This window comes from Pseudomonas sp. URMO17WK12:I7 (assembly GCF_003269045.1).
Classification (GTDB): domain Bacteria; phylum Pseudomonadota; class Gammaproteobacteria; order Pseudomonadales; family Pseudomonadaceae; genus Aquipseudomonas; species Aquipseudomonas putida_J.
This window is the reverse complement of the sequence record NZ_QLTL01000020.1, coordinates 60,528-87,130: the sequence shown is the minus strand read 5'-3', so window position 1 is coordinate 87,130 and position 26,603 is coordinate 60,528. Positions and strand designations below refer to the sequence as shown.

At 64.1% G+C, this 26,603-nt stretch carries 28 protein-coding genes and 3 pseudogenes; 16 read left to right on the top strand and 15 right to left on the bottom strand.

Annotated elements, in window-relative coordinates:
• Positions 1–12 precede the first annotated feature (12 nt).
• Positions 13–1,359, top strand: coding sequence for a c-type cytochrome (locus H040_RS23735; RefSeq protein WP_027918899.1), 1,347 nt, complete (start codon positions 13–15; stop codon positions 1,357–1,359).
• Between the two features lie 13 nt (positions 1,360–1,372).
• The gene (locus tag H040_RS23730) at positions 1,373–2,386 is read left to right on the top strand and encodes an XdhC family protein (RefSeq protein ID WP_027918898.1); all 1,014 of its coding nucleotides are present in this window, start codon (positions 1,373–1,375) and stop codon (positions 2,384–2,386) included.
• 290 nt (positions 2,387–2,676) lie between these two features.
• On the opposite strand, the gene H040_RS23725 is transcribed toward H040_RS23730, so the two are convergent.
• From H040_RS23725 to H040_RS23695, 7 genes are all read right to left on the bottom strand, one after another.
• The gene (locus tag H040_RS23725; protein WP_027918897.1) at positions 2,677–3,480 is read right to left on the bottom strand and encodes a substrate-binding periplasmic protein; all 804 of its coding nucleotides are present in this window, start codon (positions 3,478–3,480) and stop codon (positions 2,677–2,679) included.
• A gap of 144 nt (positions 3,481–3,624) precedes the next feature.
• Complete coding sequence (locus tag H040_RS23720; protein WP_027918896.1) at positions 3,625–5,499, bottom strand: diguanylate cyclase domain-containing protein; 1,875 nt, start codon at positions 5,497–5,499, stop codon at positions 3,625–3,627.
• Positions 5,500–5,529: 30 nt separating this feature from the next.
• Positions 5,530–6,066, bottom strand: coding sequence for a PqiC family protein (locus tag H040_RS23715; RefSeq protein ID WP_027918895.1), 537 nt, complete (start codon positions 6,064–6,066; stop codon positions 5,530–5,532).
• A gap of 28 nt (positions 6,067–6,094) precedes the next feature.
• On the bottom strand, positions 6,095–7,735 hold the full coding sequence (locus H040_RS23710; protein ID WP_027918894.1) for a PqiB family protein: 1,641 nt from the start codon (positions 7,733–7,735) through the stop codon (positions 6,095–6,097).
• Entirely contained in the window at positions 7,719–8,363 is a 645-nt protein-coding gene (locus H040_RS23705) for a paraquat-inducible protein A (protein WP_027918893.1), read from the bottom strand. The genes H040_RS23710 and H040_RS23705 overlap by 17 nt, the downstream gene beginning before the upstream one ends.
• Positions 8,360–8,956, bottom strand: coding sequence for a paraquat-inducible protein A (locus H040_RS23700; RefSeq protein ID WP_027918892.1), 597 nt, complete (start codon positions 8,954–8,956; stop codon positions 8,360–8,362). The genes H040_RS23705 and H040_RS23700 overlap by 4 nt, the downstream gene beginning before the upstream one ends.
• 295 nt (positions 8,957–9,251) lie before the next feature.
• Positions 9,252–9,572, bottom strand: coding sequence for a hypothetical protein (locus tag H040_RS23695; protein ID WP_027918891.1), 321 nt, complete (start codon positions 9,570–9,572; stop codon positions 9,252–9,254).
• A 263-nt stretch (positions 9,573–9,835) separates the two neighbouring features.
• On the opposite strand from H040_RS23695, the gene H040_RS23690 reads away from it, so the two are divergent.
• Together H040_RS23690 and H040_RS23685 are read left to right on the top strand one after the other, a co-directional pair.
• Positions 9,836–10,498 (top strand): TetR/AcrR family transcriptional regulator, encoded by a 663-nt coding sequence (locus tag H040_RS23690; protein WP_027918890.1) that lies wholly within the window; start codon positions 9,836–9,838, stop codon positions 10,496–10,498.
• Positions 10,499–10,543: 45 nt separating this feature from the next.
• A complete protein-coding gene (locus H040_RS23685; RefSeq protein ID WP_033696185.1) occupies positions 10,544–12,061 on the top strand; it encodes an MDR family MFS transporter in 1,518 nt (505 codons plus the stop codon).
• Positions 12,062–12,189: 128 nt separating this feature from the next.
• On the opposite strand, the gene ttdB is transcribed toward H040_RS23685, so the two are convergent.
• From ttdB to H040_RS23670, 3 genes are read right to left on the bottom strand one after another with little or no spacing between them, the layout of a single operon-like run.
• On the bottom strand, positions 12,190–12,798 hold the full coding sequence (ttdB, locus tag H040_RS23680; RefSeq protein ID WP_027918888.1) for a L(+)-tartrate dehydratase subunit beta: 609 nt from the start codon (positions 12,796–12,798) through the stop codon (positions 12,190–12,192).
• Positions 12,799–12,806: 8 nt separating this feature from the next.
• Entirely contained in the window at positions 12,807–13,715 is a 909-nt protein-coding gene (gene ttdA, locus H040_RS23675) for a L(+)-tartrate dehydratase subunit alpha (RefSeq protein WP_027918887.1), read from the bottom strand.
• A 10-nt stretch (positions 13,716–13,725) separates the two neighbouring features.
• Complete coding sequence (locus H040_RS23670; RefSeq protein WP_027918886.1) at positions 13,726–15,075, bottom strand: dicarboxylate/amino acid:cation symporter; 1,350 nt, start codon at positions 15,073–15,075, stop codon at positions 13,726–13,728.
• A gap of 311 nt (positions 15,076–15,386) precedes the next feature.
• Between H040_RS23670 and H040_RS23665 the strand changes: the two genes are divergently transcribed.
• The 4 genes from H040_RS23665 to H040_RS23645 all read left to right on the top strand — a co-directional run bounded on the left by H040_RS23665 (position 15,387) and on the right by H040_RS23645 (position 18,617).
• Entirely contained in the window at positions 15,387–15,863 is a 477-nt protein-coding gene (locus H040_RS23665; RefSeq protein WP_027918885.1) for a YMGG-like glycine zipper-containing protein, read from the top strand.
• A 243-nt stretch (positions 15,864–16,106) separates the two neighbouring features.
• Positions 16,107–17,072: an aliphatic sulfonate ABC transporter substrate-binding protein gene (locus H040_RS23655; RefSeq protein ID WP_027918884.1), complete on the top strand. Its 966-nt coding sequence runs from the start codon at positions 16,107–16,109 to the stop codon at positions 17,070–17,072.
• Positions 17,069–17,875, top strand: a complete 807-nt coding sequence (locus H040_RS23650) for an ABC transporter permease (RefSeq protein WP_027918883.1) — start codon at positions 17,069–17,071, stop codon at positions 17,873–17,875. The genes H040_RS23655 and H040_RS23650 overlap by 4 nt, the downstream gene beginning before the upstream one ends.
• 4 nt (positions 17,876–17,879) lie before the next feature.
• Entirely contained in the window at positions 17,880–18,617 is a 738-nt protein-coding gene (locus tag H040_RS23645) for an ABC transporter ATP-binding protein (RefSeq protein ID WP_050437216.1), read from the top strand.
• Positions 18,618–18,645: 28 nt separating this feature from the next.
• On the opposite strand, the gene H040_RS23640 is transcribed toward H040_RS23645, so the two are convergent.
• From H040_RS23640 to H040_RS23625, 4 genes are read right to left on the bottom strand one after another with little or no spacing between them, the layout of a single operon-like run.
• Positions 18,646–19,437: a sugar phosphate isomerase/epimerase family protein gene (locus H040_RS23640; RefSeq protein WP_027918881.1), complete on the bottom strand. Its 792-nt coding sequence runs from the start codon at positions 19,435–19,437 to the stop codon at positions 18,646–18,648.
• Entirely contained in the window at positions 19,434–20,174 is a 741-nt protein-coding gene (locus H040_RS23635) for an SDR family NAD(P)-dependent oxidoreductase (protein ID WP_027918880.1), read from the bottom strand. Before H040_RS23635 ends, H040_RS23640 begins: the two co-directional genes overlap by 4 nt.
• Positions 20,171–21,529 (bottom strand): MFS transporter, encoded by a 1,359-nt coding sequence (locus H040_RS23630; protein ID WP_027918879.1) that lies wholly within the window; start codon positions 21,527–21,529, stop codon positions 20,171–20,173. Before H040_RS23630 ends, H040_RS23635 begins: the two co-directional genes overlap by 4 nt.
• A gap of 41 nt (positions 21,530–21,570) precedes the next feature.
• Complete coding sequence (locus tag H040_RS23625; RefSeq protein ID WP_027918878.1) at positions 21,571–22,398, bottom strand: amidohydrolase family protein; 828 nt, start codon at positions 22,396–22,398, stop codon at positions 21,571–21,573.
• 146 nt (positions 22,399–22,544) lie between these two features.
• Between H040_RS23625 and H040_RS23620 the strand changes: the two genes are divergently transcribed.
• A complete protein-coding gene (locus H040_RS23620) occupies positions 22,545–23,498 on the top strand; it encodes a LysR family transcriptional regulator (protein ID WP_027918877.1) in 954 nt (317 codons plus the stop codon).
• Positions 23,499–23,609: 111 nt separating this feature from the next.
• Positions 23,610–24,311 carry a DUF3053 domain-containing protein gene (locus H040_RS23615; protein ID WP_027918876.1) on the top strand — a complete coding sequence of 234 codons (702 nt, stop codon included), beginning with the start codon at positions 23,610–23,612 and terminating at the stop codon, positions 24,309–24,311.
• Between the two features lie 145 nt (positions 24,312–24,456).
• Here H040_RS23615 and H040_RS28225 read toward each other — a convergent pair.
• Positions 24,457–24,597, bottom strand: a pseudogene (locus H040_RS28225) (two-component sensor histidine kinase); the annotation flags it as partial.
• On the opposite strand from H040_RS28225, the pseudogene H040_RS23610 reads away from it, so the two are divergent.
• From H040_RS23610 to H040_RS27395, 6 genes and pseudogenes are all read left to right on the top strand, one after another.
• A pseudogene (locus H040_RS23610) lies at positions 24,590–24,685 on the top strand (BamA/TamA family outer membrane protein); the annotation flags it as partial. The pseudogenes H040_RS28225 and H040_RS23610 sit on opposite strands and share 8 nt — an antisense overlap.
• A 225-nt stretch (positions 24,686–24,910) precedes the next feature.
• Positions 24,911–25,255 (top strand): hypothetical protein, encoded by a 345-nt coding sequence (locus tag H040_RS23605; RefSeq protein ID WP_027918874.1) that lies wholly within the window; start codon positions 24,911–24,913, stop codon positions 25,253–25,255.
• A gap of 168 nt (positions 25,256–25,423) precedes the next feature.
• The gene (locus H040_RS23600) at positions 25,424–25,807 is read left to right on the top strand and encodes a hypothetical protein (RefSeq protein WP_027918873.1); all 384 of its coding nucleotides are present in this window, start codon (positions 25,424–25,426) and stop codon (positions 25,805–25,807) included.
• A gap of 112 nt (positions 25,808–25,919) precedes the next feature.
• Positions 25,920–26,063: a hypothetical protein gene (locus tag H040_RS27400; RefSeq protein WP_155954353.1), complete on the top strand. Its 144-nt coding sequence runs from the start codon at positions 25,920–25,922 to the stop codon at positions 26,061–26,063.
• A 15-nt stretch (positions 26,064–26,078) separates the two neighbouring features.
• Positions 26,079–26,252: pseudogene (locus H040_RS23595) on the top strand (Rieske 2Fe-2S domain-containing protein); the annotation flags it as partial.
• Positions 26,253–26,381: 129 nt separating this feature from the next.
• Positions 26,382–26,558: a hypothetical protein gene (locus H040_RS27395; RefSeq protein WP_155954352.1), complete on the top strand. Its 177-nt coding sequence runs from the start codon at positions 26,382–26,384 to the stop codon at positions 26,556–26,558.
• Positions 26,559–26,603 lie beyond the last annotated feature (45 nt).

Sequence of the window (26,603 nt, the reverse complement as noted above, 5' to 3'; positions counted from 1 at the left end):
AAGGACTGCCCCATGACCCACAGTCGTTTTGCCAGAACCGCTGGCTGGCTGGCAGTGCCGTGCCTGGTCGCGGCCGGCCTGCTGGCCTGGTATGTGACGCGCGAGCCCGCATCCCCCTTCACCGCAGCAAAGCCCGCAAGCTTCGACCCCGCACTGGTCAGCCGCGGCGAGTATGTCGCCCGGCTGAGCGACTGCGTGGCCTGCCACAGCCTGCCTGACGGCAAGCCATTTGCCGGTGGCCTTGAAATGGCCACGCCACTGGGTGCGATACACGCCACCAACGTCACGCCTGACCGCCAGACCGGCATCGGCAATTACAGCCTGGCCGATTTCGATCGCGCCGTGCGCCATGGCGTGGCGCCGGGTGGCCGGCGGTTGTACCCGGCCATGCCCTACCCGTCTTACGCCAAACTCAGCGATGACGACGTGCAGGCGCTGTACGCTTTCTTCATGAAAGGCGTACAGCCGGCGCAGCAGGCGAACGTCCCCAGCGATATCCCCTGGCCGTTGAACCTGCGTTGGCCCATTGCCCTGTGGAACGGCCTGTTCGCCGCCGATGCGCCTTATGCCAGCAAAACTGGCCAGGACGCACTGTGGAACCGCGGCGCCTACATCGTCCAGGGGCCCGGCCACTGCGGCAGCTGCCATACGCCACGGGGGCTGGCGTTCAACGAGAAGGCCCTGGATGAAGCCGGTGCGCCGTTCCTCGCTGGCGCCCTGCTCGATGGCTGGTACGCACCCAGCCTGCGCAGCGACCACAACACCGGGCTCGGCCGTTGGAGCGAGGCCGAGATCGTGCAGTTCCTCAAGACCGGGCGCAATCAGCATGCCGTGGTATACGGGTCGATGACCGAGGCGTTCAACAACTCCACGCAGTTCATGAGCGATGACGACCTGGGCGCCATCGCCCGCTACCTCAAGTCGCTGCCCGGTGACCCGCAGCGTGACGGTGCGCCCTGGCAATACCAGGCGGTTTCCGCGGCCACGCGCCTGGACAGCCCTGGCGCTCACACCTACGTCACACGCTGCGCCAGCTGCCATGGCCTGGACGGCAAGGGCCAGGCCGAGTGGATGCCACCGCTGGCCGGTGCGACCTCGGCACTGGCGCGGGAAAACGCCTCGGCAATCAACATCACCCTCAACGGCTCGCAGCGTATCGTCGCCGCCGGCATGCCGGATGCCTACCGCATGCCGGCGTTCCGCGAGCAGCTGTCGGACCAGGAGATCGCCGCAGTGCTGAGCTTCGTGCGCAGCACCTGGGGCAACTCTGGTGGAGCGGTGGATGCACAGGCAGTGGGCAAGCTGCGCGGGCACACCGACCCGGCCAGCAGCAGCCCGATCATCCTGCACATGCGCTGAGGAGGTACGGCCCATGGAAAGCATCGACCTGCTGGTCTTGCGCACCGCCCGTGACTGGCTGCTGGCCGGCGAACACGTATTGCTGGCCACCGTCGCCCGCACCTGGGGGTCATCGCCACGGCCAGTGGGTTCGATGATGGCCTTGCGCGGCGATGGCCGGGTGGTCGGCAGCGTCTCCGGCGGCTGCATCGAGGACGACCTCATCCACCGCTACACCACCGCCTACCAGGGCGACGGCATGCCGGCGGGCCGGCCGCAGGTGGTGCAATACGGCGTCAGCGCCGAAGAAGCGCAACGCTTCGGCCTGCCGTGCGGCGGCACCCTCGAACTGGTCCTAGAGTTTGGCCCGGCACTGGCGAGCCTGGAGCAACTCCTGCCGTTGCTGGACAGCGGCAACCTGGTACGCCGCGAACTGGATCTGCAAAGCGGCCAGGTTCAACTGACCACCAGCCGCGCGCCAGAGCAGTTCAGCTTCGATGGCCGACGCATGCTCAACACCCTGGGCCCTGGTTATCGCATGTTGCTGATCGGTGCCGGAGTGCTGGCCGAGTACCTGGCGACCATGGCGTTGTTCAACGGCTTCAAGGTGGCGGTCTGCGATCCGCGCCCCGAGTACATGGGCGGGTGGAATGTGGCTGGCGTGGAAAAGATCGTCGGTATGCCGGATGACGTAGTGCGCACGTTCGCCCCGGACCTGCGCAGCTGCATCGTCGGCCTCAGCCACGACCCCAAGCTGGACGACCTGGCCCTGCTCGAAGCCTTGCACAGCCCGGCGTTCTACATTGGCGTGATCGGTTCGCGGCGTAATAATCAGATGCGCCGTGAGCGCCTGATCGAGCATTTCGGTGAAAGCGAAGCTTCGTTGCAGCGCCTGCACGGGCCAATTGGCATCTATATCGGCAGCAAGACCCCGGCGGAGATCGCCGTCAGCGTCATGGCCGAGATCCTGGCGATCAAGAACGGCGTCGCCTTGCCCGGCGAGGCCAATGTCAGTGCAGCCAAGCGGGCGCTGGAGGTCGGTGCGTAGGCTGGCGGGTGTTCGCCTTGAGGTTTTTGTCGTCTGGGAGATCGAGCGCCGCCCACGCGGCGCATCGCGGATGAATCCGCTCCTACATTTGTTGCAACGTGGCCATGCCTGTGAGGCCATGGTTGCCAGCCTTGTTTGCAAGGCTCAAGACATGCGCCAAGGCTGGCGGCCATGGCGTAACAGGTTCGGCACGTTGCAACAAATGTAGGAGCGGATTCATCCGCGATGCGCCGCGCGGGCGGCGCTCGATCCGACCGGCGCTAAAAATCTCAAGACAAACACCTTCCAACCTACTCTCCCACCTGCTGTTTCCAAAGCTCCAGATTTTTTTCCACCAGTTGCTCCGGCACCGGCCCGGCAACCATCTCTTTCATTTTCTGCGCTAGCCTCTGGCGCAGTTCGGCTCGATTGCACTTCGACTGATGCGACAGCGCCAGGTACAACCCCTCGCTGGACACCGGCGGATCGAGCACTTTCAATTGCCCCTCCCAACCCTGCATCCGCACCAAGGCCATGCCCGGATACTGCTCATAGATCACATAGTCGTTGCGCTTGAGCAACAGCTTCTCGAACGCCTGCCTGGCGCCGGGCACCGCTTCGAGTTGCAAGTTGTCCCTGGCATAGTCGTCGAACTGCTGGCCGTGGCTGTTGCTGACCAGCGTTCCACCTGTGTGGCCCTTGAGGTCCGCCCATTCGCGATAAGCAAAAGCGTCGCCCTGGCGGACCCAGACCACGCTGCGGGTACGCAGGAACGGCGGGCTGATGAAATCCATCTGCTGCTGGCGCTCCTGAGTCATGAAGTACCCCGCCATCAGGTCGATGCGCCCGGTGCGTACCTCCTCCTGTGCCCTTGACCATGGCCCGCCGTACACCACCTTTACCTCCAGCCCAAGCGCCTTGCCCACAGCCTTGAGCAGGTCGGCATTGGCCCCGATCAACTGCTCAGGGTTGTGAAGGTCACGCCAGAGGTAAGGCGGGTATTCCGGATTACCGGTGGCGGTCAGCTGGCCACACAACGCCTCTGCCAGCGCATGCACGGGCAGCAGCATGAAGAGCGACAGCAGCAAACACCGGCAACGACAACGCTCGAACATCTACACCCCTCGCAAGCGGTGGCATTCAGCGCCCAGGCCTGGTCGCAGAGGCTGCCACATCCCGTGGGCGACAGCGGCATCGATGGCCGCGCGCTGCCAACAGTCTGGCCCAGGATTGGCCATGCGCCAGCCTCCCAGGGCTGATCACTGGCCCTGCTGATACACGCATACCCGCCCGCGTTGGCGCTTGGCCTGGTACATCGCCTGATCGGCTGCCTTTACCAGCGCGTCCACCTCACTGGCATGAGCAGGCGCAAGGGCCAGGCCGATGCTTGGCGTGACGAAGTCGATGGTCACCCCGCTGACGCTGACCGGCTCGGCCAGCAGCTTGAGCAAGCGCTCGGCCAGCGCACTGGCTGCCTGAAAGCGGGTGGCCGGAACGATCACGGTGAACTCGTCGCCCCCCAGGCGATAGGCCTTGTCCGGTTGGCGCAAGGCATTGCTCAGGCGCTCAGCCATGCACGTCAGCAAGGCATCGCCGACATCGTGGCCGAAGCGGTCATTGACGTCCTTGAACCGGTCAAGGTCTAGAAAGATCAGCGCCAGTGGCATGGCGCCGCTCTGCAGGTGCCGCGCTAGGTCCTCATGGAACGCCTTGCGATTGGCCAGCCCGGTCAGGGCATCCTGATGGGCCAGGTCAAACAGCTGACGCTGATGCAGCACATGGTCACTGACGTCATGCAGGATGCCGCGAAAACCGATCAGCCGGCCCCCGGCGTTGTGCCGCCTGGAAATCTGCGTCTCAAAATAGCCGATACTGCCGTCGGCACGCCGCAACCGGGCCGAAAGTGGCGCACCGGGCTCGGTTTCGGCAATCACTGGCTCTGCCGTCGTGGGGGCCTCTTGTTCTTCCTGCAGCGAGGCAAAGGTGCGCCCGAGCACCTGCCCCGCCGGGAAGCCGAGCAGCCTGCAGAAAGCCGGGTTGACCGACTCGATCCTGGCCAGCTCGTCCAGTTCGAAGTAGCCGTCCTCCATGGCGTCGAGAATCGCCCGGTCGCGGGCTTCGCTCTGCTCCAGGCGGTCCAGTGCACGGTTCGCTTCGCGCGCCAGCTTGCCCAGCTCATCGCCCCCGTCATCGGTCAGCCGGCGCCCTGCCGCAGCCGGGCCAATGGCCAGAAGCTCACGGTGCAACCGCGCAATGCGCCGTAGCAAGGTGACGTCCAGGGCGAGGTAGATCAGCAGCCAGGCCAGGCCGATGAGTCCTCCCGTCACGCCGAGGAAAATATTGAGCTGTTGCTCACCTTCGAGGTACAGATGGCGCTCGCGGGTCAGTTGCAGGCGCAGCTGTGGCTCGCCCAGGCTGTCCTGAAACAGCAGGTCGATACTCTGATGGCGGGCATCGACCACCTGGCGGTTGCCGATGCTCATCAATTCCGCCTGCAGCGCCGGCCGCTCATGCTCGCCGACCGACGGCAACCAGGTGAGCTCACCGCCCAACTGTTGTTGCAGCATGGCGATGCGCTTGCTGTCCAGAAACGTCCCCGCCAGCAATACCCCGCTGGCACTTTCGCCGCTGCGGGCGGTATCCACTGCCACCAGAATCAGCGGCACACCGAGCACTGCCAGCAGTTGCGCAGGCGGTGCCACATCCTGTGCCTGCAGCAAGTGCGCCAACTGTTGCGCGACGCCCTCATGCAGCGCCTGCAGGCTCAGAGGTTGAGCACCGGCCGGGCGCTCCAGCTTCGCCAGGTCAAGTGGGCGCCAACTCACACGCTGTTCACCTTTGGCGAAATAAAGAATGAAGTCGAAGCCACTGCGGCCCAGCGTGGCGGCATCGAGCGGGAAAGCCGCCGGCACCGAACCTGGAATCGCCTGCGCCCATTGCCGCAGGCGGTTGGCATCACGCTCGATGCTGTTGCCCAGCAAAGCTCGCAGGCGTTCGGCCTCAGCGACCAGCAGGCGCTCGTCCTGCTTGTCCAGCCGCGCCAGCAGCATGCCCTGGGCCGCGAAGTACACCAGCAGCAACACCAGCAACAGCGGTGGTACGAACAGCCAGAGCAATCTCGTGCGTAACTTCATGCGGGCTCCCCGTACCCTTGTTCGGCCGCCTCAGGTGGTTGGGCAAGGCCTGCCTGGCGCCGCTGTTGCCCGCACGGCCTCGGCCAGCTTGCGCAGGTTGGCCTGGTGCGCGTTGACCAGATTGTTGATGCTGTTGTCGGCAGCGGTCTGTACTGACGTGCGGCAGGTGAGTTCAGGCTCGCCCGGGCGCTTCAGGCGCCACAGCGTATCGAGCGAGGCGTACTGGCCGGGCACGCTGTCAAAGCGCTGCACATAGACCCTCAACACACTGCCGGCGCCCGCCACCGGGCCGCCGAGCATGTCCTGCAGGGCACTGCGAAACTCATCCACCAGGTTGGCACCCCACCACTCCGTTTCCAGAATGGCCAGGCCACTGCTGCCTTGGCGCACCACCAGTTGCGGGCGATCCACCTGGGGCGGCAGGCTGACCCGGGTCACCTGCACGTGCTGGCTACCACCTTGCACCGGCTGGGCCGGGACCAGGGTGTGGTAATTGTTCGGGGTACTGCTGCAGCCGCTCAGCCAGATCAGCAGGCTGGCCCCACACAGGTTGCGCACTCGATGCATCAGCTGACACTCCTTTGGCCTTTCACTTTCAAGGTCTCAAGTCTTTCGCCCCGGCCGCTTTCGGCCGGCCTTGAATCAGCGACTCAGGGTGGCGCCCCAGGTAGTCTGTCAGGTCGCGCAACGAGCGCGACATGCGCTCCAGCTCGTCCAGTGTTTCACCCAGCCGTTCACGCTCTGGCGAATCGTCGGCGATGGTCGCATTGGCCGTCTTCAAGGTCTTCTGCAGGTCGTCGAGGGTAGCTTTCACCCCAGGCAATGTCTGGCTGTTGATCTGCTTGAGGTTGGCACGCAGGTCACGCAGGGTGCCATCGAGGTTGCTGGCAATGCTTTCCAGCGGCAACTTGCTGATGCGCTCGACAAAATGCTGCAGCTGTTCCTGCAGCATCTCCAGGCTACCGGGCACGGTAGGAATGACGATCGGCTCTGCAGCCCTGTCGAACACGACCTTGGGCGCTTCCGGGTGGAAGTCCAGGGAGATGAACATCTGCCCGGTGATCAGGTTGCCACTGCGCGCCTGAGCCCGCAGGCCATGCTCGACGAAGGTGCCGATCAACTCCCGTGCACCGTTCAGGTCGCCTTCTGTGTGCTTGAACACCGCCAGCATCTTGCGGTGCACCGGGCCAAGGCGCTGCGGGTAGATCACCGCATCCACCACCACCGGGAAGATCTGCTTCACCGGGTCGTAATCCAGGTAGACCGAGGTGACCTTGCCGAACTCCACCCCCTTGAACTCCACCGGGGCCCCCACCGACAGGCCACGCATGGACTGGTCGAAGCGCAGTTGCAGGTACTGCCCCTGGCCGTGGGGCGGAGCCAGCGCGCTTTCCCGGTCGGCGAACAGCTGGAACTGCGCCTGGTCATCGGCTGCCTGGGCGTCCGGGGCAAAATCGGGGGAGCCAAAAGCCAGCCCGCCGACCAGGATGGACGACAGCGACTCGGTATCGACCTTCAAGCCATTGGCGCCAATCTGCATGTCGACACCGCTGGCGTTCCAGAACCGGGTATCACGGGTGACAAAGGCGTCATAGGGCGACTGCACGAAAATGCCAATGTCCACGCCCTTGCCATTGTCCTGCAAGGCATAGGACACCACTTCACCCACCGGGATCTTGCGGTAGTAGATTGATGCGCCGATATCCAGCGAGCCAAGGTCGCTGGCGTTCAGCACGAATCGCTTGCCCTTTTCGCCATAGGTGATCGCCGGCGGCAGCTCCAGGCCGGTGAAGTTCTTTTCGGCGCTTTTCGATTCACCTGCATCGGCGCCAATGAAGCTGCCAGAGAGCAAGGTATCAACGCCAGACACCCCGCCCGCCCCGATGCGCGGGCGCACCACCCAGAAGCGCGCCCCTTGGGTAGCGAACGAGCGTGCATCATTGGCCAGCTGCACTTTGACGATGACGCTGTCGTGGTCCTCGGCAAGGTCCACGGTGGTCACTTCGCCAATCACCACGCTCCGGTACTTGACCTGGGTCTTGTGTGCCACCAGCCCTTCGCCAGAACGAAAGGAAATCGAAATCACCGGCCCCTGCTGCATCCAGTTGCGTACCACCAGCGAGGCCCCCACCAGAATCGCCAGGATCGGCACGATCCACACCAATGAAACATTCCAGCGCCGGGTGCGTACCTCCGCCTGCCCGGCTCCTTTTCGCGCGTCACTCGCTTGCGCCATCAGTGCGGCCTCCATCGTTGCCAGGGTGATCCCAGATCAAGCGTGGGTCGAAGCTCATTGCCGAAAACATGGTCAGCACCACGACCAGGCCGAAAAACAGAATGCCCGCGCGCGGCTCGATGGTGCCAAGGCCGCGCAACTGCACCAACGCGGCCACCAGCGCCACGACGATCACATCGAGCATCGACCAGTAACCGACCAGCTCGACGCCGCGATACAGTTGCGAGCGCTGCCGGCATGCCCAGCTTGACCGACGCTGGGCGGTGAACAGCAGCAAGCACAGGGAAAAGAACTTGATCGCCGGCACGCCCATGCTGGCGATGAAGATGATCAAGGCGATGTCCCAGGCACCGGCCTCCCAGAACTCCACCACGCCGCCACCGATGGTGCTGTCGCTGCCACTGCCGAGCATTTCGGTGTGCATCACCGGCAGCAGGTTGGCCGGTATGTAGAACACCAGCGCGGCGACCAGAAACGCCCAGCCTCGGGCGATGGCGTTGGTCTTGCGCCGGTGCAGGGGCGCGCCGCAACGATCGCACACATGCACATGGCGGCCCACTTCGCAGGCATGGCCACAGCCGTGGCACAGGCACAGGCCCAGCTCGTCGGCCAGCGCCGGCGTACTCATACCTGCTCCCACAGGTCGCGGATATCGCGCCCGGCAATGTAGATGATCAGCATGCTCAGTGCCGCCAGGGCGACCAGGCCGATGCCGGGGATCACCTCAAGCAGCCCCGCCAGCTTGATCACCGCCACCAATGCGCCCAGCAGGCCGACTTCCAACATGCTCCAGGGCCGCAGGCCTTCCAGGCAGCGCATGCTGGTGGCAAACCCCGGCGCCCGGCGCCCGGCCACGGCAAAGCTGAGGACCCAGCAGAGCAAGGCAATCTGCAGCACCGGGGCAACGATGATGGCCAGGGCCATGACCAGGGCAATGAAGGTAATGCTGCCACTGCTCAGGATCAGTACCGAATCCCATAACGTCGCGGAGTTGCTCAAACCCTGCATGCCAATGGTCATGACCGGGTAAGCATTGGCAAAAATCAGCAATACCGCGCCCGTGACACTCAGTGCCAGGCGTTGCTGGATGGTCAGGCTTTTATGGCGGTACAACACCCCGCCACACCGAACGCATCGTGCCTGTTGATGTTTGTGCACCGGCCGACGCTGATACACCGCGTCGCAATACTCACAGATGATCAGTACCTGGCTCTGGCTCATGGTCTCCCCCAACGGGCTGCGTCACTCCATGGCGTTACTCAAAGCCAATACTCAATGCGCTCGATTCATGAAGAGTTGGCATCAGCGCCTGTCAGTAAAGTCGAGAAACGGCTAATGCGCTCGTCGTTGCGGGGCTGGGCAGGAAAGATTCGAATGGTCAGATTGAAATGTCGGGCAGATAGGCAAAGGGGCGGTTATCACCGCAGGCTCTACATGCCACCGCTGGCACAGGCGTTCGGGAATGGGCAGGTTGCCGCTGCCCATTGCGGGCAGCGGCAGGGTCAATACGTTGTACTTAACGGCACATGCGCGTGATCGCACGTTCGGCCGCGGCCTGGAACACCCGGCGCAGCGCTTCCAGATGCTCCTGCGAGAGTGCCTTGGCGCAGGTCAGCCCCTGCAAGAAGCCGATGCCCCAGCCTTTGGTCTCAGCCAGTTCCTGACGGTTCTCGGCGTCGGCGATGTCACCCAGGTGCAGGGCTGCAGGGTGTTCGTAACGGTCTTCCAGCGCCAGCTTGCGCAGCTCCTCCAGGGCCACCTTGAATTCGGCAGCGGCAACATCGTCCAGGCCCAGGTGCTCGTACTGCAGCAGGCTCAGACGGTCGGTGGCGGTCATCTTCGAATCTCCGTTTCACAGTAAAGGAAGCAGGTGCAAGGAAATCACCAGTCAGCCGCGACGCATCCAAATGCCAGCGAAGGTGATGTGGGTTACCGCGTTGTATACCACAACCAAGGCCTCTCCCCCTAGTGGCGTGCGCCATCCGGTGCAACGCAGCGACACCTTCCGTCGCCGGGCGGCGGTACGCCTTAAATTTAAATTGAATTTAATTTAAAAGTGAATCAGGCTGCCTCTCATCGCACCGATTCGAGCGCCCCATCATGGCCACCACACAGCGCGAACCGCGCAAGGATGGCGAAGCCACCCGCACCCGCATCCTCCAGGCCGCTGGCGAACTGTTCGCCGCCGTGGGCTATGCCGAGGCCAGCAACAAGGCCGTCGCTGCCAAGGCCGAGGTCGACCTGGCCTCGATCAACTACCACTTCGGCAGCCGTAATGGCCTGTACCTGGCCGTGCTCGACGAAGCACGGCGGCGCTTTCTGGACATCAGCGACCTGCAGCGGATCATCCTCGGCGAGCAACCGGCGGCGGAAAAATTGCGGGCGCTGGTCGAACTGGTCGTGCGCAAGGCCACGCAGCGTCGCGACAACTGGCACCTGCGCGTGCTGGCCGCAGAAATCCTCGCGCCCAGCCCGCACGGCCAGGCTCACATGCAGGCCGAAGCACCGTTGAAGCTGTCGCTGCTCAAGGCCCTGTTCAGCGAGATCACCGCCATCCCGCGGGACGACCCGGCACTGACCCGCTGCATCCTCTGTGTCACCGCACCTTGGGCGATGCTGTTGATCGGCCCGCGCGGGTCCACCGGGACCCTGCACGAAATCCTCGGCATGCCGGCCGAAGACGTGTCTGCCCAGCTGTTCAGCTTTGCCCTCGCCGGCCTGCAGGAAGCCGGCCGCCAGCAGGCCCAAGGCATAGGCCGCTGACCGCACATGGACGCTCAATCGCACTCACAGGCTCAAGGCAACCGTATGCAACCGACTTGCGCTGATGCGCCCTCCTCCGTACAGACCGAACCGGGTACCCAGGCCTCCATCCCGCTGCTGCTCGGCGCGTTGATGCTGGTGATGTTCCTCGCGGCACTGGACCAGACCATCGTCTCCACCGCACTGCCGACCATCGTCAGCGACCTCGGCGGGCTGCGCTGGCTGTCCTGGGTAGTCACCGCCTACCTGCTGGCCTCGACCGTGGTCGTGCCGCTGTACGGCAAGTTCGGCGACCTTTACGGGCGCAAGCGCGTCCTGCAGATTGCCATCGCCTTGTTCCTGCTCGGCTCGGCGCTGTGCGGGCTGGCCCAGGACATGACCCAGCTGATCCTGTTCCGCACGCTGCAGGGCCTGGGCGGTGGCGGCCTGATGGTGGTCGCCATGGCGGCCGTCGGCGACGTCATACCGCCTGCCGAACGCGGCCGCTACCAGGGCCTGTTCGGTGGCGTGTTCGGCCTGGCCACTGTGGTTGGCCCGCTGATCGGCGGGTTTCTGGTCGAGCACCTGTCATGGCACTGGATCTTCTTCATCAACCTGCCGCTGGGCCTGCTGGCAGTCGTGGTGATCGGCAGTGTGTTCCGCCCGCACGTGGCCCCGGTCAAGCATGTGGTCGACTACATCGGCGCGTTCTTCCTGACCATCACCCTGGGGGCGCTGGTGCTGATCACCAGCCTGGGCGGCAGCCTGCTACCTTGGGCTTCGCTGGATATCCTGTGCCTGGCACTGTTCGCCGTCATCGGCCTGGTCGGCTTCGTGTTCGAACAACGCCGCGCGGCCGAGCCGATCATGCCGCTGCACCTGTTTCGTCACCGTACCTTCGTGCTCGCCGGGCTGATCGGGCTGATCGTCGGCGTGTCGCTGTTCGGCTCGGTGACATTCCTGCCGCTGTACATGCAGGTGGTGAAGGGCGCGTCGCCCACCAGCGCCGGCCTGCAGATGCTGCCGCTGATGGGGGGATTGCTGGTGGTGTCGGCGATTACCGGGCGACTGATCAGCCGCTGGGGGCGCTACCGGATATTCCCGATTGTCGGCACGCTGCTGCAGGTGGTCGCCCTGGGGCTGCTCAGCCGCCTGGAACTGGATACACCGATGTGGCGCATGAATTTGTACATGGGGCTGCTTGGCGCAGGCCTGGGCATGGTGATGCAGGTGCTGATCCTGGCCGTGCAGAACAGCGTCGAGCGGCGGCACCTGGGTGTGGCGACTTCCGGGGCCACGCTGTTCCGTTCGATTGGCGGCTCGGTGGGGGTGTCGGTGTTCGGGGCGTTGTTTTCCCATGCGCTGCTCGCTGGCCTGCCGAGTGATTTCGCGGCCAGCAGCGGCGGCGCGGCGAGCCTGTCGCCTACGGCGGTGCATGCCTTGGCACCCGCGCAACAACAGGCGTATCTGCAGGCATTTTCCGGCGCCATGCATGGGGTGTTTCTGGTGGCGGCGGTGATTACCTGCGTGGCTTTTGCCTTGTCTTGGTTGTTGCGGGAAGTGCCGTTGCGAACGGCCCATTGAGCCCTGTATTGCCTGTACTGGCCCATTCGCGGGTAAACCCGCTCCCACAGGAACCATGCAGCCTTGAGGACTGTGATTATTCGTGTGGGCGCGGGTTTACCCGCGAATGGGCCGGTACAGGTAAAACATTACTTGATGAAGCGCACCTGGCTGTTGATCTTCTCGATCACCGCCCCCTTGCGCTCGTTGAAGCGGGCCTTGTTCTGCTCGAACAGGTTGTTGCCCTTGGTGTCGATGGAGATGATCAGTGGCCCGAACTCACGCACGCGGTTGACCCACAAGGTCTCCGGCATGCCCAGGTCCTGCCATTCGGCGCGCTCGATTTCCTCGACCTGGGTGGCCGCCAGTACCGCGCAGCCGCCAGGGAACACCGCATGCACCGCTTTGTTCTCCAGGCAGCCGGTGGTGGTCTCCGGCCCCATGCCGCCCTTGCCGACGATCAGCTTCACACCGGTCTGCTCGATGAACTGCTTCTCGAACTTTTCCATGCGCATGCTGGTGGTCGGGCCGATGGAGACCATTTCGAAGCTGCCATCATCTTTCTTCCTGACGATGGGGCCGGCATGGAAGATCGCGCCTCCACGCAGATCCACCGGCAGCTCGCGCCCCAGCTCGATGAGCCGGCGGTGGGCCACATCACGGCAGGTCACCAGCTGGCCGCTGAGGTAGACGACATCGCCGACGTTGAGGCTGGCCAGGTCTTCGTCGCTGATGGGGGTGCTGATGATCTTTTTCACAGGGCTGTTCACAGGGTCACACCTTCGTGGGAGAGGATGTCGTAAGAGAGGTCGGCATTGATGCGGATCTTGCCGCGCCGGTGCGCCCAGCAGCCGGTCGACACGGCGACACCGATGGTCGACGGGTGGCGCGCCGAGGACTCGATGTTTACCCCCATCACGCTGCTGTTGCCGGTCAGGCCCTGGGGGCCGATGCCGATCTCATTGAGGCCGTCTTCCAGCAGTTTCTCCATCATCGCCGCGCTTGCGTTGGGGTGGCTGGAATCCACCTCCCGCAGGATGGCCTTTTTCGACAGGCGTGCAGCAGTCTCCACCGAGGTCGATACCCCCACACCCACCAGCAACGGCGGGCAGGCGTTGACCCCGCGCGAGGTGATCACATCGAAGACGAACTCGGTCACCCCTTCGTAACCCTGCCCGGGCATCAGCACCTTGGCCGACCCCGGCAAGGTGCAGCCGCCACCGGCCATGTACACATCGACGATGGCGTAGTCGGCATCGGGGATGATTTCCCAGTCCAGCCACGGGATCTTCGAGCCGGTGTTGGTGCCGGTGTTCTTCTCGATGAAGGTTTCCACCGCATTGTGGCGCAATGGCCCGTGGACAGTGGCTTCCTTGGTGGCGTTTTCGAGGATGCCTTCCATCTCGCCCAGCAACGGGAAGCGCGCGCCAGCTGAAATGAAGTACTGGATCACCCCGGTGTCCTGGCAGCTGGGGCGGTTCAGTTTGTCGGCATAGTCCTGGTTGTCGGCCATCGAATCGTAGACGGCGATGGCCAGCGGGTTGGTCTCCGCCGCGCGCAGTTTGGCGGTCTTTGCCTTGACGTCCTTGGGCAGGCGCTTGCCGATGTAGGCGGTGAACTTGGCCAAGGTGTCGGTCAGCGATGAGACGGCATTGTCTTTTTCTACGGTATCCACGGTTATCTCCTCAGTGCATCACAAGGCTTTTCTTGTCTGTATGCGGGGTGGCTGGCTCTGCGGCTGGGCTGGCGCTGGCTGGCGCTTCGGGCTGGGTAACGGCCTGGCCGTCGAGCACCTGGTTCATCCGTACGCTGTCCAGGGCGCCGACCCACTTGGCGATGGCCATGGTGCCGACGGCATTGCCAATGGTGTTGGTGATGGCGCGGGCTTCGGACATGAAGCGATCGACGCCGAGCAGCAGGACCATGCCGGCCACCGGGATGTTGTCCATGGTCGCCAGGGTCGCGGCCAGGGTGATGAAGCCCGAGCCGGTCACGCCTGCAGACCCTTTGGAGGTGAGCAGCAGCACGCCGAGCACGATCAGCTGGTCCATCAGGGTCAGCGGTGTATTAGTGGCCTGGGCGATGAAGATCGCCGCCATGGTGTAGTAGATGCACTGGCCATCGGGGTTGAAGGTCAGCCCCGACGGGATTACCAGGCCGACTACCGGCTTGGACACGCCAACCTTCTCGAGCTTGTTCATCAGTTGCGGAACCACCGACTCGGAGGAGCTGGTGCCAAGCACGGTGAACAGCTCTTCGCGCAGGTACTTGAGGAACTTCCAAAGGCTGAGGCCCGACATCCGCGCGATGCTGCCCAGGACCAGGACCACGAACAGGAAGCAGGTCAGGTACATGGTCGCCATCAGCTTGCCCAGCGGCACGATCGAACCCAGGCCGTACTTGCCGACCGTGAATGCCATGGCGCCACAAGCCGCCAGCGGCGCAACCCGCATCACCAGGCCGACGATGTAGAACATGCCGTGGGAAAACGCTTCGAGCACATCGACCATCGGCTTGCCGCGTTCGCCGAGGTTGGCCAGGGCAATGCCCAGCAAGGTCGAGAACAACAGGATCTGCAGGATTTCGTTCCTGACGAAGGCTTCGGCCACGCTGCCGGGGATCACATGCAGGAGGAAGTCGGTGAAACCACCCGAACCACTGGCGGCCGCCGCGGTGTAGGTGGAAATGGCCTGGGTATCGAGGGTGGCAGGGTCTACATTCATGCCCTGCCCCGGCTGCACCAGGTTGACCACCACCAGGCCGAGCACCAGGGCGAAGGTCGACAGCACCTCGAAGTAGATCAGCGCCCGGGCGCCGACCCGGCCCAGTTCTTTCATGTTTTCCATCTTGGCGATGCCCAGCACCACCGTGGCGAAGATGATCGGTGCGAAGACCATCTTGATCAGCTTGATGAAGGCGTCACCCAGCGGCTTCATGTCGCTGCCGACTTCAGGCCAGAACACCCCCAGCACGATGCCCAGGGACACGCCTATCAACACTTGTACGTACAGCTTGCCTAACAATCGCTTGGCCATTGCCGTCTCCGAATTATTGTTGTGAGTCGGATGAATGTGGCGGCTGGGCCAGCTGATGCGTACAGGCAGAACGCGCTTTGGCCCAGATTGCGTGTGGTTATCACGTGGGCTAACGGTAAAGGCTTTTCCAAATTGCAGTAATACAATGAAATTCAACTCATTGTTTACCTTAAGTTACCAATAACCCTTTGTTCGCCGGGCGAAATTCTTCACAGGAAACTGTCCGACCCCATGAAGTGCACGCGCGCAGCGGACGCGGCTGCAGGCAGCTATGCTGTGAGATGCAATCCCCCTTCCAGTGGAGGTGTGCGATGCGTGCGTTCACATGGAGTTACCTGCTGATGCTGCTGTGTGCGGCGTCGGCAGCCCAGGCCCAGTCGGTGGTGCCACTCAAGGGCCAGAGCAGTCAGCAGATGCAGTTGGACATCAACGACTGCAACACCGTGGCGACAAACGCCGCGAACAGCGCCGGCAACAGTACTTCTGGCAGCCATGTCGGCGGCAGGGTCAAGGGCGCGGCGGCCGGTGCCGCAGCGGGTGCGGTAGGCGCCCAGGTGCGGGGTAATCAGCATGACGCGGTGTACGACCGCGCCAGCGACAATGCCAAGCAGGAATACCGGCAGAACCGCGCAGGCCAGGGGGCCGCTGCCGGTGCTGCGGTAGGTGCCTCGCGGCAACGCCAGGAGCGCCGCGAAGACCGGCGCAACCAGGGCCAGGCGCAAAGCTCGGCGCATGCCAGTGCCTATAGCGGTTGCCTGCAGGGGCGTGGATACCAGGTCAACCCTTGAGTGGCCTGGCACTGTCTGCGCAGCAACAGCCGATCAGCAGAAAGTGCCTGCACGCACAGCCCGGCGGCCAGGCACATGACCTGTGGGAGCAGGTTTACCCGCGAATGTGGCAGCGAATTTACAGACGCATTCGCGCGCAAACCCGCTCCCACAGGGTTTGCACCGCTTCGCCGGGCAAGTAGCTGGCCAAATGGCATGCCCCCTGCAATCGAATGAACACACTTCATTCGACTGGATCCTGCAATGCGCCTGCTGCCCCTGAAAACCCTCACCGCCGCCTTGGCCGCCCTCCTCCTCAACCCCGCCGCTCACGCTGAGACCGCGCCAAAGGAAGTGCGCCTGGACTACGCCTATTACTCGCCGGTGAGCTTGGTGCTCAAGCACTTCGGCTGGCTGGAACAAGCCCTGCCCGACTCCAAGGTCAGCTGGGTGTTCAGCCAGGGCAGCAACCGCTCGCTCGAATACCTCAACAGCGGCGGTGCCGACTTCGGCTCCTCTGCCAGCCTCTCCGCGGTGCTGGCCCGCGCCAACGGCAGCCCGATCAAGTCGGTGTATGTGTACAGCCGTGCCGAATGGACCGCGCTGGTGGTGGCCAAGGGCTCGCCGCTGAACAGCATCGCCGACCTCAAGGGCAAGAAGATTGCCGCCACCAAGGGCACCGACCCCTATCTGTTCACCTTGCGCGCCCTGGAAAAAGCCGGCCTGAACAAGGACGACGTCGAACTGCTGCACCTGCAGCACCCAGACGGCCGTACCGCCCTGGAAAAAGGCGATGTCGACGCCTGGGCAGGCCTCGACCCTCACATGGCCGCCAGCGAGCTGCAAGCGGGTTCGCGCCTGCTGTACCGCAACAAGGACTTCAACAGCTACGGCGTGATCAGCGTCACCGAGGGCTTTGCCAAGCAGCACCCGCAGACCATCGCCACAGTCATCAAGGCTTATGAAAAGGCCCGCCACTGGGCGATCGCGCACCCGGACGAATTCGCCCAGCTGCTGGCTGACGCGTCCAAGCTGCCGCTTGATGTGGCCAAGCGGCAGCTGTCGCGCACAGACCTCTCCGCTCCACAGCTGACGGCCGAGGATGCGACCGCCTCCAAGGCCGCAGCACCGATCCTGGTTTCCGAAGAGCTGGTCAAGCGGGGGGCGAACGTCGACCAGGTGATTGACCACCTGATCGATCCGACCTTCGGCAAGGCCAACATCGAATGACCACCAACACCCTGCCCGTGCCTGCACCGCGGCAATGGCCACGCCGACTGAAGGGCCTGGCATTGCCGCTGGCACTGATCGTTCTGCTGGAGGCAGTGGTGCGCCTGGGCTGGATCGCGTCTTACCAGATGCCAGCCCCCAGCGAGGTTGCCCTGACCCTGCTGCAACTGGCAGACGGTGCGTTATGGAAGCACATTGGCGCCAGCCTGGGTCGGGTGCTGGCCGGGTTCGCCATCGGTTCCTTGCTCGGCCTGCTGTTCGCCGCCTGGGTCGGGCTCAGCCGTGAAGCCGAAGCCTGGCTCGAGCCGACCTTCGCCAGCCTGCGCGCGATCCCCAGCCTGGCCTGGGTACCGCTGTTGCTGCTGTGGCTGGGCATCGGCGAAACCTCCAAGGTCACGCTGATCGCCATCGGTGCGTTCTTCCCGGTGTACCTCAACGGCGTGGCGGCAATCCGCAACATCGACCGCAAGCTGGTCGAGGTTGCCCGCATGTACGGCTTCGGCCCGCTGCGCCTGGCCCGGCGGGTGCTGCTGCCTGCCGCAATCCCGGGGGTTTTCACCGGGTTGCGCAGCGCACTGAGCCTGAGCTGGATGTTCCTCGTCGCTGCCGAGCTGATCGCCGCCACCCGCGGCCTGGGCTACCTGCTCAGCGATGGCCGGGATACCTCGCGGCCAGACCTGGTGCTGGCGGCGATTATCGTCCTGGCCTTGCTCGGCAAACTCAGCGATGGGTTGCTGGCCGGGCTGGAAAAGCGCTGGCTGGCCTGGCGCGACACGTTCGATGGCACCGACACAAAGGCTTGAACCGATGAATCAACCCTTACGCACGCAACCCATTGCGCCTCTGCTCGACCTGCAGGTCGAAGCCAAGTCCTTCGGCAGCACCCCTGTACTGGGGCAAATCGACTTGCAGCTGCAACCCGGCGAGATCGTCAGCCTGCTGGGCCCCAGCGGCTGCGGCAAGAGCACCTTGCTGCGGCTGGTGGCACAGCTCGACCCACACTTCAGCGGCCTCCTGCACCGGCGCCCCGAGCACGTTGGCTTGGTGTTCCAGGAGCCCAGGCTGATGCCTTGGCTGAGCGTGGCCGACAATATCGGCTTCAGTGAAGACAACCGCTACGACCGCGTCAGGGTGGCTGCGCTGATCGAAGAGGTCGGGCTCACAGGCTTCGCCGATGCCTTGCCCAAGGCATTGTCCGGCGGTATGGCCCAGCGTGTGGCCATCGCCCGCGGCCTGTATGGCCAGCCACACTTGTTGCTGCTCGACGAGCCGTTCAGTGCAGTGGATGCATTTACCCGTTTCAAGCTGCAGGACTTGCTGCTGCAGCTGGCCCGCCGGCACGGGATTGCCTTGCTGGTGGTGACCCATGATGTGGACGAGGCGCTGTACCTGAGTGATCGAGTGCTGGTGATCGGCAACCGACCCGGGACGGTCCGCCGGGAACTGCGGGTCGGGCTGGGGTATCCGCGGGAGCGGACGGACGAGCGCCTGGCGCGGCTGCGCGGGGAGGCGCTGGAGGCGTTGCACAACGCCCGGGTAATCTGATCGTTGGGGCCGCGCTGCAGCCCCTGATTCAACTCCGGCTCAACCAGGATCGGGTCGCTTCATAGGCGGCCTTCAGCCGCAGATCAGGCGCAAGCAGCGCCGAGGGTGTTTCCACGCTGACCTGCACATCGGCGGGCAACGCATTCAACAGTGCCGCCAGCGGCAACTGCCCGCTCCCTGGCAACAATCGCCCTTCCCGTGCCTCCTGAATGATCAACGCCTCGGCCGGCGCCTGCAGCGGTGCATCGCACAACTGCACAGCCCGCAAAAACCGCGAGTCCAGCTGGGCAAGCGCCTGCTCATCCCCACCCGAACGATACAGGTGCAGCGCATCCACCAGCACCCCGGCATTCCTCTGCCCGGTCGCGGCCACCGCGGCCACGGCTTGCTGCACGTTCGCCACTGCCCGCCAGCGCATGAATTCCAGATCCACACGCAGGCCGTAGCCGCTGGCCAGTTCGCACAAGGCCGCGAGGTTGTGCACGAGGCGTGCGTTATCCAGATCGTCACCCGAAACCGTGAGGCTGCTTGCGCCGAGCTCCGCGCCAGCGGCAAGCAAGCCTTCATGGTCGGCAAGCTGGAATGCAGGCGTCAGCGAAACGAACTCGATATCACTGACCTGCACGCCCTCGCCCGCTATCGCTGCCTTCAGCTCACGTGCAGCCGCGCTGCCCGCCTCCAGAGGGTAGCCTGTGGCACCCGGCTGCACCGGATGCAGCCTGAGCCCCACTGCACTGAAGCCGACCTGCGCTGCCTTGCGCAGCAACTCGACCGGCGCCAAGTCCAGCGCCGTCAGGTGGGCAACCGCCAGCGGCCTCAATAGGTCGCCCTCCCGCCACTGAGGTCGAACACGAAGCCGGTGGTGAAGCTGCATTCCGGCCCGGCGATCCAGGTCACCATGTTGGCAATCTCTTCGACCTTGAGGAAGCGCCCCATGGGGATCTTGGCCTTGCTGGCGGCGATGTGTTCCGGGGTCATTTCGGCCATCAGTGGCGTCTCGACCATGGCCGGGGCGATACAGTTGAGCAGCACGCCGTCCTGGGCCAGCTCCTTGGCCGCCGCTTTGGTGAACGCGATGACGCCGGCCTTGGCCGCCGAGTACGCCGAGATGTACTGCACGCCATCCTTGCCAGCCATCGAGGCGACATTGACGATGCGCCCGTAGCCCCGCTCGCGCATGTGCGGGATGGCAGTGCGGCAGCAATAGAACACGCCGTTGAGGTCGATGGCGATGACCTTGTCCCACGCTTCAGGCGGGTATTCCCACGAAGCCACCACCGGGCCGTTGATACCGGCGTTATTGACCAGGATCTCGATTGGCCCGACCTGGGCCAGCGCCGCAGCGAACGCAGCCTCCACCGATGCCAGCGAAGCCACATCCACCGCTTGGCGCAATACTGGCTCGAAACCGTTTTCAGCACTGTTCCAGCCATCGACCGCAAGGTCCCAGATCACCACCTGGGCGCCGGCCTGGTGCAGGCGCTGGGCGATTGCCAGGCCAATGCCGCGCATGCCGCCGGTGACGATTGCAGTTTGCCCGTGCAGGAGTTGGCTCATTGTCTTGCTCCATTTTCAACAGAAGGAATATCCGGCAGGCGACGCAGGTCGCGCACCATGAACAGGTAACACAGCGCACCGAGCGCGGTGATCGACGACACGAAGACCAGCGCCCATACAAACGAACCAGTGGCGGTGACGATCAGGCCGATGGTCAGCGGGGTGACGATGCCGGCGGCGTTGGCGAACAGGTTGAACAAGCCGCCGCTCAGGCCCAGCAGGCCCTTTGGCGCAATATCGGAAACGATCATCCAGGCCAGGGCCGACATGCCTTGGGCGAAATAGGCGACACACAGGATGGTGATCACCAGCGCGTCGGACTCGACATAGTTGGCCAGCACGATGATCGATGCCGTCAGCAGCCCGGCAATCACCGGCAGCTTGCGCGCCAGGTTCAGCGAATAGCCACGGCGCAGCAGCGCATCGGAAATCCAGCCACCCACCAGCGTGCCCAGCGACGCGGCAATGAACGGCAGCACCGCCACCCAACCTACCTTCAGCCAAGGCATGTGCCGCTCGGTGACCAGGTAAGTGGGGAACCAGGTGAGGAAGAACACATTGGTCGAGTTGCAGGCGAACTGCCCCAGGCAGATGCCAAGCATGTTGCGGTGCTTGAGCAACGCCGGGATCTGCGACCAGCTGAACTTCGTGGCCTTCTGCCCGCCGTCCACCACCCCGCCGCCAGCGGCGATATGGTCGAGCTCTGCCTGGTTGGCGGAGGTCGACTGGTGCGGCTCGTGGTATTTACGCCACCACACCAGGCCATAGACGATGCCCAGCAGGCCCACCGCCATCAGCAGGAAGCGCCAGCCATAAGCATGCAGTACCCAGAACAGCAACGGTGTCAGGAACGCCAGCCCGGTGTACTCGGCAAAGGTGTAGATCCCGGTTGCCCGGGCTCGCTCGCTCTGTGGGAACCAGGTCGCCACCACACGGCTGTTGGTGGGGAAGCACGGCGCCTCGGTCACGCCGACCAGAAAACGCATGCCAAGCAGCGACAAAAAGCCCTGGGCCAGGCCCTGCAGGCCAGTGAACAGCGACCATAGGGTCAGCGCCAGCCAGTAGGTGAGCTTGGTGCCGAGGCGGTCGATGAGGATGCCGCCGGGAATCTGCGCGGCCGCGTAGGTCCAGGAAAATGCCGAGAAGATCACCCCCATCATCGCCGCGTTCAGGCCCAGGTCGGCACTGATGCTCGGGGCGGCGATACCCATCACGCTGCGGTCCAGGTAGTTGATCATGGTGCCACCGGAAATCAGCGCCAGGATCATGAAACGGGTACGGGTGCGTTGTTGCGCGCGCGCGGGGGTGTCGAGGGTATCGAACACCCCGGCGCCGATTGGCTGCTCAGTGCTCATGGCGATTGCTCTCTTGTTATTGGAATGGCAAGTGCAAGGAATCAGGCGAAGCCGAACAACCGCCTCGGGGTGTCCCACATGACCTTGCGGCGCAGGCGGGCGTCGGGCATCAGGCGCTCGGCCAGTTTCAGCAGCGGGCCGTAGTCGACCCGCGCATGCTGGCGGATGAACGGCCAGTCCGAGCCCCACACGCAGGCATCCGGCCCGAACGATTCGAGCAGTACGCGTACGTAGTCGTGGCTTTGCTCATACAGGCCATCGGCCTCGGCGAACTTCTGCATGCCTGACAATTTCACCCAGGCCCGCCCGCTGCGGGCCAGCCGCAGCAGGGCCTGGAAGCCGGCTTGCTGCAGGCCGCCAGCGGCATCCGGGCGGCCGCAGTGGTCGATCAACAGGCGCGCCGAGGCGTTTTCGATCAGCCACTGCAGGTCCAGCAACTGGTCTTCGCAGACCTGCACCTGGGCGAACATGCCCAGTTCCGCCAGCTTGCCGAACAGCGGCTCGGCATCGCGCATGCTCACCACGCCGTACAGCGCCGGGTTGAAGGCCACACCGACCACGCCCTGCTCGCGCAGCGCGGCCAGTGCGTCCAGGCTGATCTGCCGTTCGACCACCGCGATCCCCTTGAAGCGCCCCTGGCCGGCAGCCAGTGCGTGCAACAGCAGGGCATTGTCGGTGTGGTAGCCACTGTTCGGCCCCACCAGCAAGGCGTGGCGCACGCCATAGGCATCCATCACCTGGTTGAACTGGGCCAGGGTGGCGACCTCCTGGCCGGACGGCGCGTAGGGAGCGTCGGGGTGGTAAGCGAAGCGTGCAGGGTCAAACAAATGGTTATGGCAGTCGATCTTGGGTTCGTCGTAGATGTTCAAGCGCGGTTCCTTCAAGCGCCAATGCGCTTGCCTGCAGATCTTGTTATTGTTCGCCGCCAGGGCGATTTGCCTGGGCTCACGATACTGCGGGCGGTTGCACAGCGCTCATACACAGATGGCGAAGACCATAACCGAAGGTAATAGGCATGACCCCCGCTCAGGAAAACCCGGACGGCACGACGATGGTCTTCAAGCTGCGGCACATGGAAGTGTTCCGCGCGGTGATGCTGACTGGCTCGATCAGCGCGGCAGCGAAGATGCTCTACGTGTCCCAGCCGGCCGTGAGCAAGTTGATCGGCTATATCGAGGGGCGCCTGAACTACCGGCTGTTCGAGCGCATCAACAACCGCCTGGTGCCCACGGCCGAGGCGCAGGTGCTGTACCGCGAGGTCGAGCGGGTGTACCAGGCGGCCTTGCAGGTGAACGAGTGCGCCCACTCCCTGGCCGCCGGTACTCACCGCACGCTGCGTATCGCCTGCAGTGCTTCGCTGTCTACCGTGGTGATCCCCGCCGCGCTGGCCCAGCTCAAGCGCGAAGCGCCGTCGCTGCAGATCGAGTGGCAGACCTCGCTGATGCACGCCATGCCCAATCAGATCCTGTCCAAGACCGTCGACCTGTCGATCGCCGCGTTGCCGGTGATCCACGACCATCTGTACTCCCAGGCCTTCATGCGCGGGCGCATGGTGGTGGTGATGCCGGCCGGGCATGCCTTGGCACAGCAACCGTCCTTGGCCCTGCAACAGCTGCAGGGCCATGCGCTGCTGCTGTTCCGCCCGGACATGCCGTTCGGCCAACTGTTGGCCGGCCATATCCAGCGGCGCGGCCTGCAGCTGGATTCGCTGCTGTCATTCACCAATGCCAACGAAGCCGTGGCACTGGTCAAGCAGGGCATGGGCATCAGTGTGATCGACGAGTTCGTCGCGCAGGACAGCGGCCTGCATGTGGTGCCCTTGGCCGACGAGATCCATTTCGATATCAGCTTCGTGTATTCGCGCTTCGAGCCACCCTCGCAGTCGGCGCTGCACCTGATGCGCGTGCTGCATGGCCAGGCGCTCAAGCTCGGGCGGGGGATTGACGGGTTTACGCTGGCACTGGCGTAAATGGAGTGATGGCTTGCGGCGATTGGATCCACACCTGAAATAGCGCTACCCTTGCACGCTGCGCGAGCCACAGCGCTGGCGTGCCTCAACCACATATGGAGTTTCATCGACATGAACGTCTCATTCCGCCCCCATTGGCTGCTTGCCCTCGCCCTGCCGTTGGCCCTCGCCGCCTGTGGCGACAATGAACCCAAGCAGCGGGCCGCCTTCAGCGAATTTCTGCAAACCCGTATCGTCGACAAGCCTGGCGTTCACGTGCCCAAGCTGAGCTCCGATGAATCCAAGGCGTTTGGCCCCTATACCGACCATTACGCGGTGATCACCGACTTCAACGGCGCCATGGATACCGCCGTGAAACCACTGGGCAGCCTGCTGCAGAAAGGCGCGGTGCGTTCGCTGAACGATATCACCCGCCGCCGTGACGACATCAAGGCGGTACAGGCCGGCCTGAATGACATGGGCATCCAGCTGAAGGAGCAGAAAGCCAAGGCCGACAGCGCGCATGCCCAGCTCAAGCAGCCTGATGACCTCAAAGTGGTCTACGACAAGGCCTACGACCGCACCGTCAGCGTCCCGGCCGATACCTTCCTGCAGGTGCTACCGCAGATCAACGGCACCCTCGACAGCAGCCTGAAAGTCGCCGACTACGTGGACGCGCACAAGGCGCAGATCGAGATCAACGGGCCGATCGTCAAGGTCAACGACCCGAAAGTACAGGCTGAACTGAATGGCTTGCTGCAAGACCTGACGACCCAGGCGAAGACCGTGCAGCAGGCTCAGGCGCAGCTGCAGACCGTGATGCTAGGCCGCTGATTGACCGTTGTGGGAGCGGCCTTGTGCCGCGAAAGGGCCGCGCAGCGGCCTCGGCATTATCGCGGCGAAGCAAAAAACCTGGGGCTGCTGCGCAGCCCTTTCGCGACACAAGGCTGCTCCCACAGGCTGTGGCGGGGTCGCCACTTCAACCCAGGCGTGGCAACAGGATTGCCACGCTCAAGCCACCCGCCTCGCTCGCCTTCGCGCTGATACTGCCCTGGTGCAGCCCAATGGCGCGGCGGGCGATCGCCAGCCCCAGGCCGAAGCCATCGGCGCCGATGGGGCCGCTGAGTTTCAGCCTGGCCGCGCCGCTGAAGAAGCCGGACAACGCCGAGACGCAGATCTTCCTGTTCTCCCTGGGGCAGACCTTCTGATTCAACGCCTTTGCGCTTATGTGGGAGCGGCCTTGCGTCGCGAATGGGCTGCGTAGCGGCCCCAGGATCCACGCGCCAACTGGCCGATTGCCGGTGCCGCCCTGTGGCCTTTTCGCGGCACAAGGCCGCTCCCACAAATTACCGGTTTTTACCCTCGCTTAACCCAGGTTCACAGTCGCCTTGGCTAAGCTGAGATCAATATGAGCAAGCCTTTCAGGTCACCCCATGCCCCCCTTCGCCCCCACCGCGCTGGCCACGGCACTGCACGATGACATTCACACCTCGCTGCTCGACCTGGTGCAAAGGCGCCTGGCCGCAACACTCGGCCCGCACTACACCGTCATTCTCGCCGCCAGTGCTGACGCGCCCAGCCATTACCACCTGGCCATCCAGCACAGCCAGAGCGGCGTGTCGCTGGAAGACAGCGGCAGCATCGACCCAGGCTTCGCCGAACGGCTGCTGGCGCTGGGCGCCCAAGCGAAAGCCATGCTCGAGTCGGACACCTTCGCCCGCATGGGCAGCGATGACCCGACACGCCCGCTGGTATGGCTGCGCGAGCGCACGTCTTGACCGCGAAATAACCACCCACCGACCTTGCGAAAATCACTAAACCGCTGAATGGTCAGAACTTTTCCCCATTTACTTGTCTATTGGGACATGCACACGCGTGCACCGGCCGCAGGCCGAAGGTGCCGCGCCGGTGCATGTCCCTATGTCAACCTGGGGTTGTCCTGGCACATGAACATCAAACTCCCGAGACTGCTGCTTACCAGCCTGTTCGCACTGGCCGCCATCGGCTCGGCGCAGGCGAATACGATGCACACCTCGAACCCTGCCCTGGCCCACGAAACGGCTGCCCAGGCACCTGCACGCGCAGCCGAAAGCCCTTGGCCCAGCCTGGCCAGCGTGGCCAATGCGCAACCTGCCACGATGCTGGCCCATGACGACCGCTACTGGCGCGATGGGCGCTGGCACTACCGCAGCGAAGACCGCCGCCGTGAAGAGTGGCGCCGGGCCCAGTGGCGCCGCGAGCAAGCCCGCCGCGAAGCCGAGCGCCGCCGTGACTGGGAGCGTCACCATGATCGCGGCCACCATTACGACCACCGCGACTACCGCCGTTGAGGCCTTGGGCCTCATAACCGATCACACATGACCAACATGCCTGGCGCGCCATGGGCGCGCCGGCAGCGCTTCTCTAGGATGGCCTGGCCATTCGAAAACAAGGAGAAGCGAAATGCCCGATACCGCCCCAGCCTGCCAGAGCGTGACCTGGAACCTGATCACCCAGACCCGTTCCTTCAGCGCCCACGACCGTGAAATCCTCACCCACCACTGGCACCCCGTGGCCGTCAGCGCCGATGTGGCAGACAAACCCTAGGCCGTCACCCGGCTCGATGAGCCCATCGTGCTGTACCGCGCCGGCGGCAAGCTCAACGCTGCCCGCGATATCTGCAGCCACCGTGGCGCCGCACCGCTGAGCCGCGGCTGGGTGCAAGGCGAGAACATCATCTGCCCGTACCACGGGCTGCACTTCGGCACCGACGGCCGCTGCAGGGTTTTGTGCTGATGGGCGCGGCTACTGGCGAGCAAGCCGAACTGCTCAACGCTCTGCCGGACTGGAGGTAGCTGCACGAAACCAAGCATCGATATGGTATTTAGTATATAGCGACAAAATGACCAGAACTGGCCCGGAGCATTGCGCGGATGCCCCGGGCCTGAGCGAGGGCGCCGTGGCCAAAGCCATGCCGAGCCGTTCCCGGTCACCGCGCAACCTTTGCGCTATTACCAGCTGTGGCATGCGCGCAAGCACCGGGCGCAGTCTTCCAAGTGGCTGCGTGGGTTGGTGCTGACGGCAGCCAAGGCGATCACCTGACCGCCAGGGCAATATTCCTGCGCACAATCGCTGTATATTTTTGTA

Coding starts and splice junctions, on each gene's coding strand:
- H040_RS23735 (WP_027918899.1), top strand. CDS start 13: ATGACCCACAGTCGTTTTGCCAGAACCGCTGGCTGGCTGGCAGTGCCG.
- H040_RS23730 (WP_027918898.1), top strand. CDS start 1,373: ATGGAAAGCATCGACCTGCTGGTCTTGCGCACCGCCCGTGACTGGCTG.
- H040_RS23725 (WP_027918897.1), bottom strand. CDS start 3,480: ATGTTCGAGCGTTGTCGTTGCCGGTGTTTGCTGCTGTCGCTCTTCATG.
- H040_RS23720 (WP_027918896.1), bottom strand. CDS start 5,499: ATGAAGTTACGCACGAGATTGCTCTGGCTGTTCGTACCACCGCTGTTG.
- H040_RS23715 (WP_027918895.1), bottom strand. CDS start 6,066: ATGCATCGAGTGCGCAACCTGTGTGGGGCCAGCCTGCTGATCTGGCTG.
- H040_RS23710 (WP_027918894.1), bottom strand. CDS start 7,735: ATGGCGCAAGCGAGTGACGCGCGAAAAGGAGCCGGGCAGGCGGAGGTA.
- H040_RS23705 (WP_027918893.1), bottom strand. CDS start 8,363: ATGAGTACGCCGGCGCTGGCCGACGAGCTGGGCCTGTGCCTGTGCCAC.
- H040_RS23700 (WP_027918892.1), bottom strand. CDS start 8,956: ATGAGCCAGAGCCAGGTACTGATCATCTGTGAGTATTGCGACGCGGTG.
- H040_RS23695 (WP_027918891.1), bottom strand. CDS start 9,572: ATGACCGCCACCGACCGTCTGAGCCTGCTGCAGTACGAGCACCTGGGC.
- H040_RS23690 (WP_027918890.1), top strand. CDS start 9,836: ATGGCCACCACACAGCGCGAACCGCGCAAGGATGGCGAAGCCACCCGC.
- H040_RS23685 (WP_033696185.1), top strand. CDS start 10,544: ATGCAACCGACTTGCGCTGATGCGCCCTCCTCCGTACAGACCGAACCG.
- H040_RS23670 (WP_027918886.1), bottom strand. CDS start 15,075: ATGGCCAAGCGATTGTTAGGCAAGCTGTACGTACAAGTGTTGATAGGC.
- H040_RS23665 (WP_027918885.1), top strand. CDS start 15,387: ATGCGTGCGTTCACATGGAGTTACCTGCTGATGCTGCTGTGTGCGGCG.
- H040_RS23655 (WP_027918884.1), top strand. CDS start 16,107: ATGCGCCTGCTGCCCCTGAAAACCCTCACCGCCGCCTTGGCCGCCCTC.
- H040_RS23650 (WP_027918883.1), top strand. CDS start 17,069: ATGACCACCAACACCCTGCCCGTGCCTGCACCGCGGCAATGGCCACGC.
- H040_RS23645 (WP_050437216.1), top strand. CDS start 17,880: ATGAATCAACCCTTACGCACGCAACCCATTGCGCCTCTGCTCGACCTG.
- H040_RS23635 (WP_027918880.1), bottom strand. CDS start 20,174: ATGAGCCAACTCCTGCACGGGCAAACTGCAATCGTCACCGGCGGCATG.
- H040_RS23630 (WP_027918879.1), bottom strand. CDS start 21,529: ATGAGCACTGAGCAGCCAATCGGCGCCGGGGTGTTCGATACCCTCGAC.
- H040_RS23620 (WP_027918877.1), top strand. CDS start 22,545: ATGACCCCCGCTCAGGAAAACCCGGACGGCACGACGATGGTCTTCAAG.
- H040_RS23615 (WP_027918876.1), top strand. CDS start 23,610: ATGAACGTCTCATTCCGCCCCCATTGGCTGCTTGCCCTCGCCCTGCCG.
- H040_RS23605 (WP_027918874.1), top strand. CDS start 24,911: ATGCCCCCCTTCGCCCCCACCGCGCTGGCCACGGCACTGCACGATGAC.
- H040_RS23600 (WP_027918873.1), top strand. CDS start 25,424: ATGAACATCAAACTCCCGAGACTGCTGCTTACCAGCCTGTTCGCACTG.
- H040_RS27400 (WP_155954353.1), top strand. CDS start 25,920: ATGCCCGATACCGCCCCAGCCTGCCAGAGCGTGACCTGGAACCTGATC.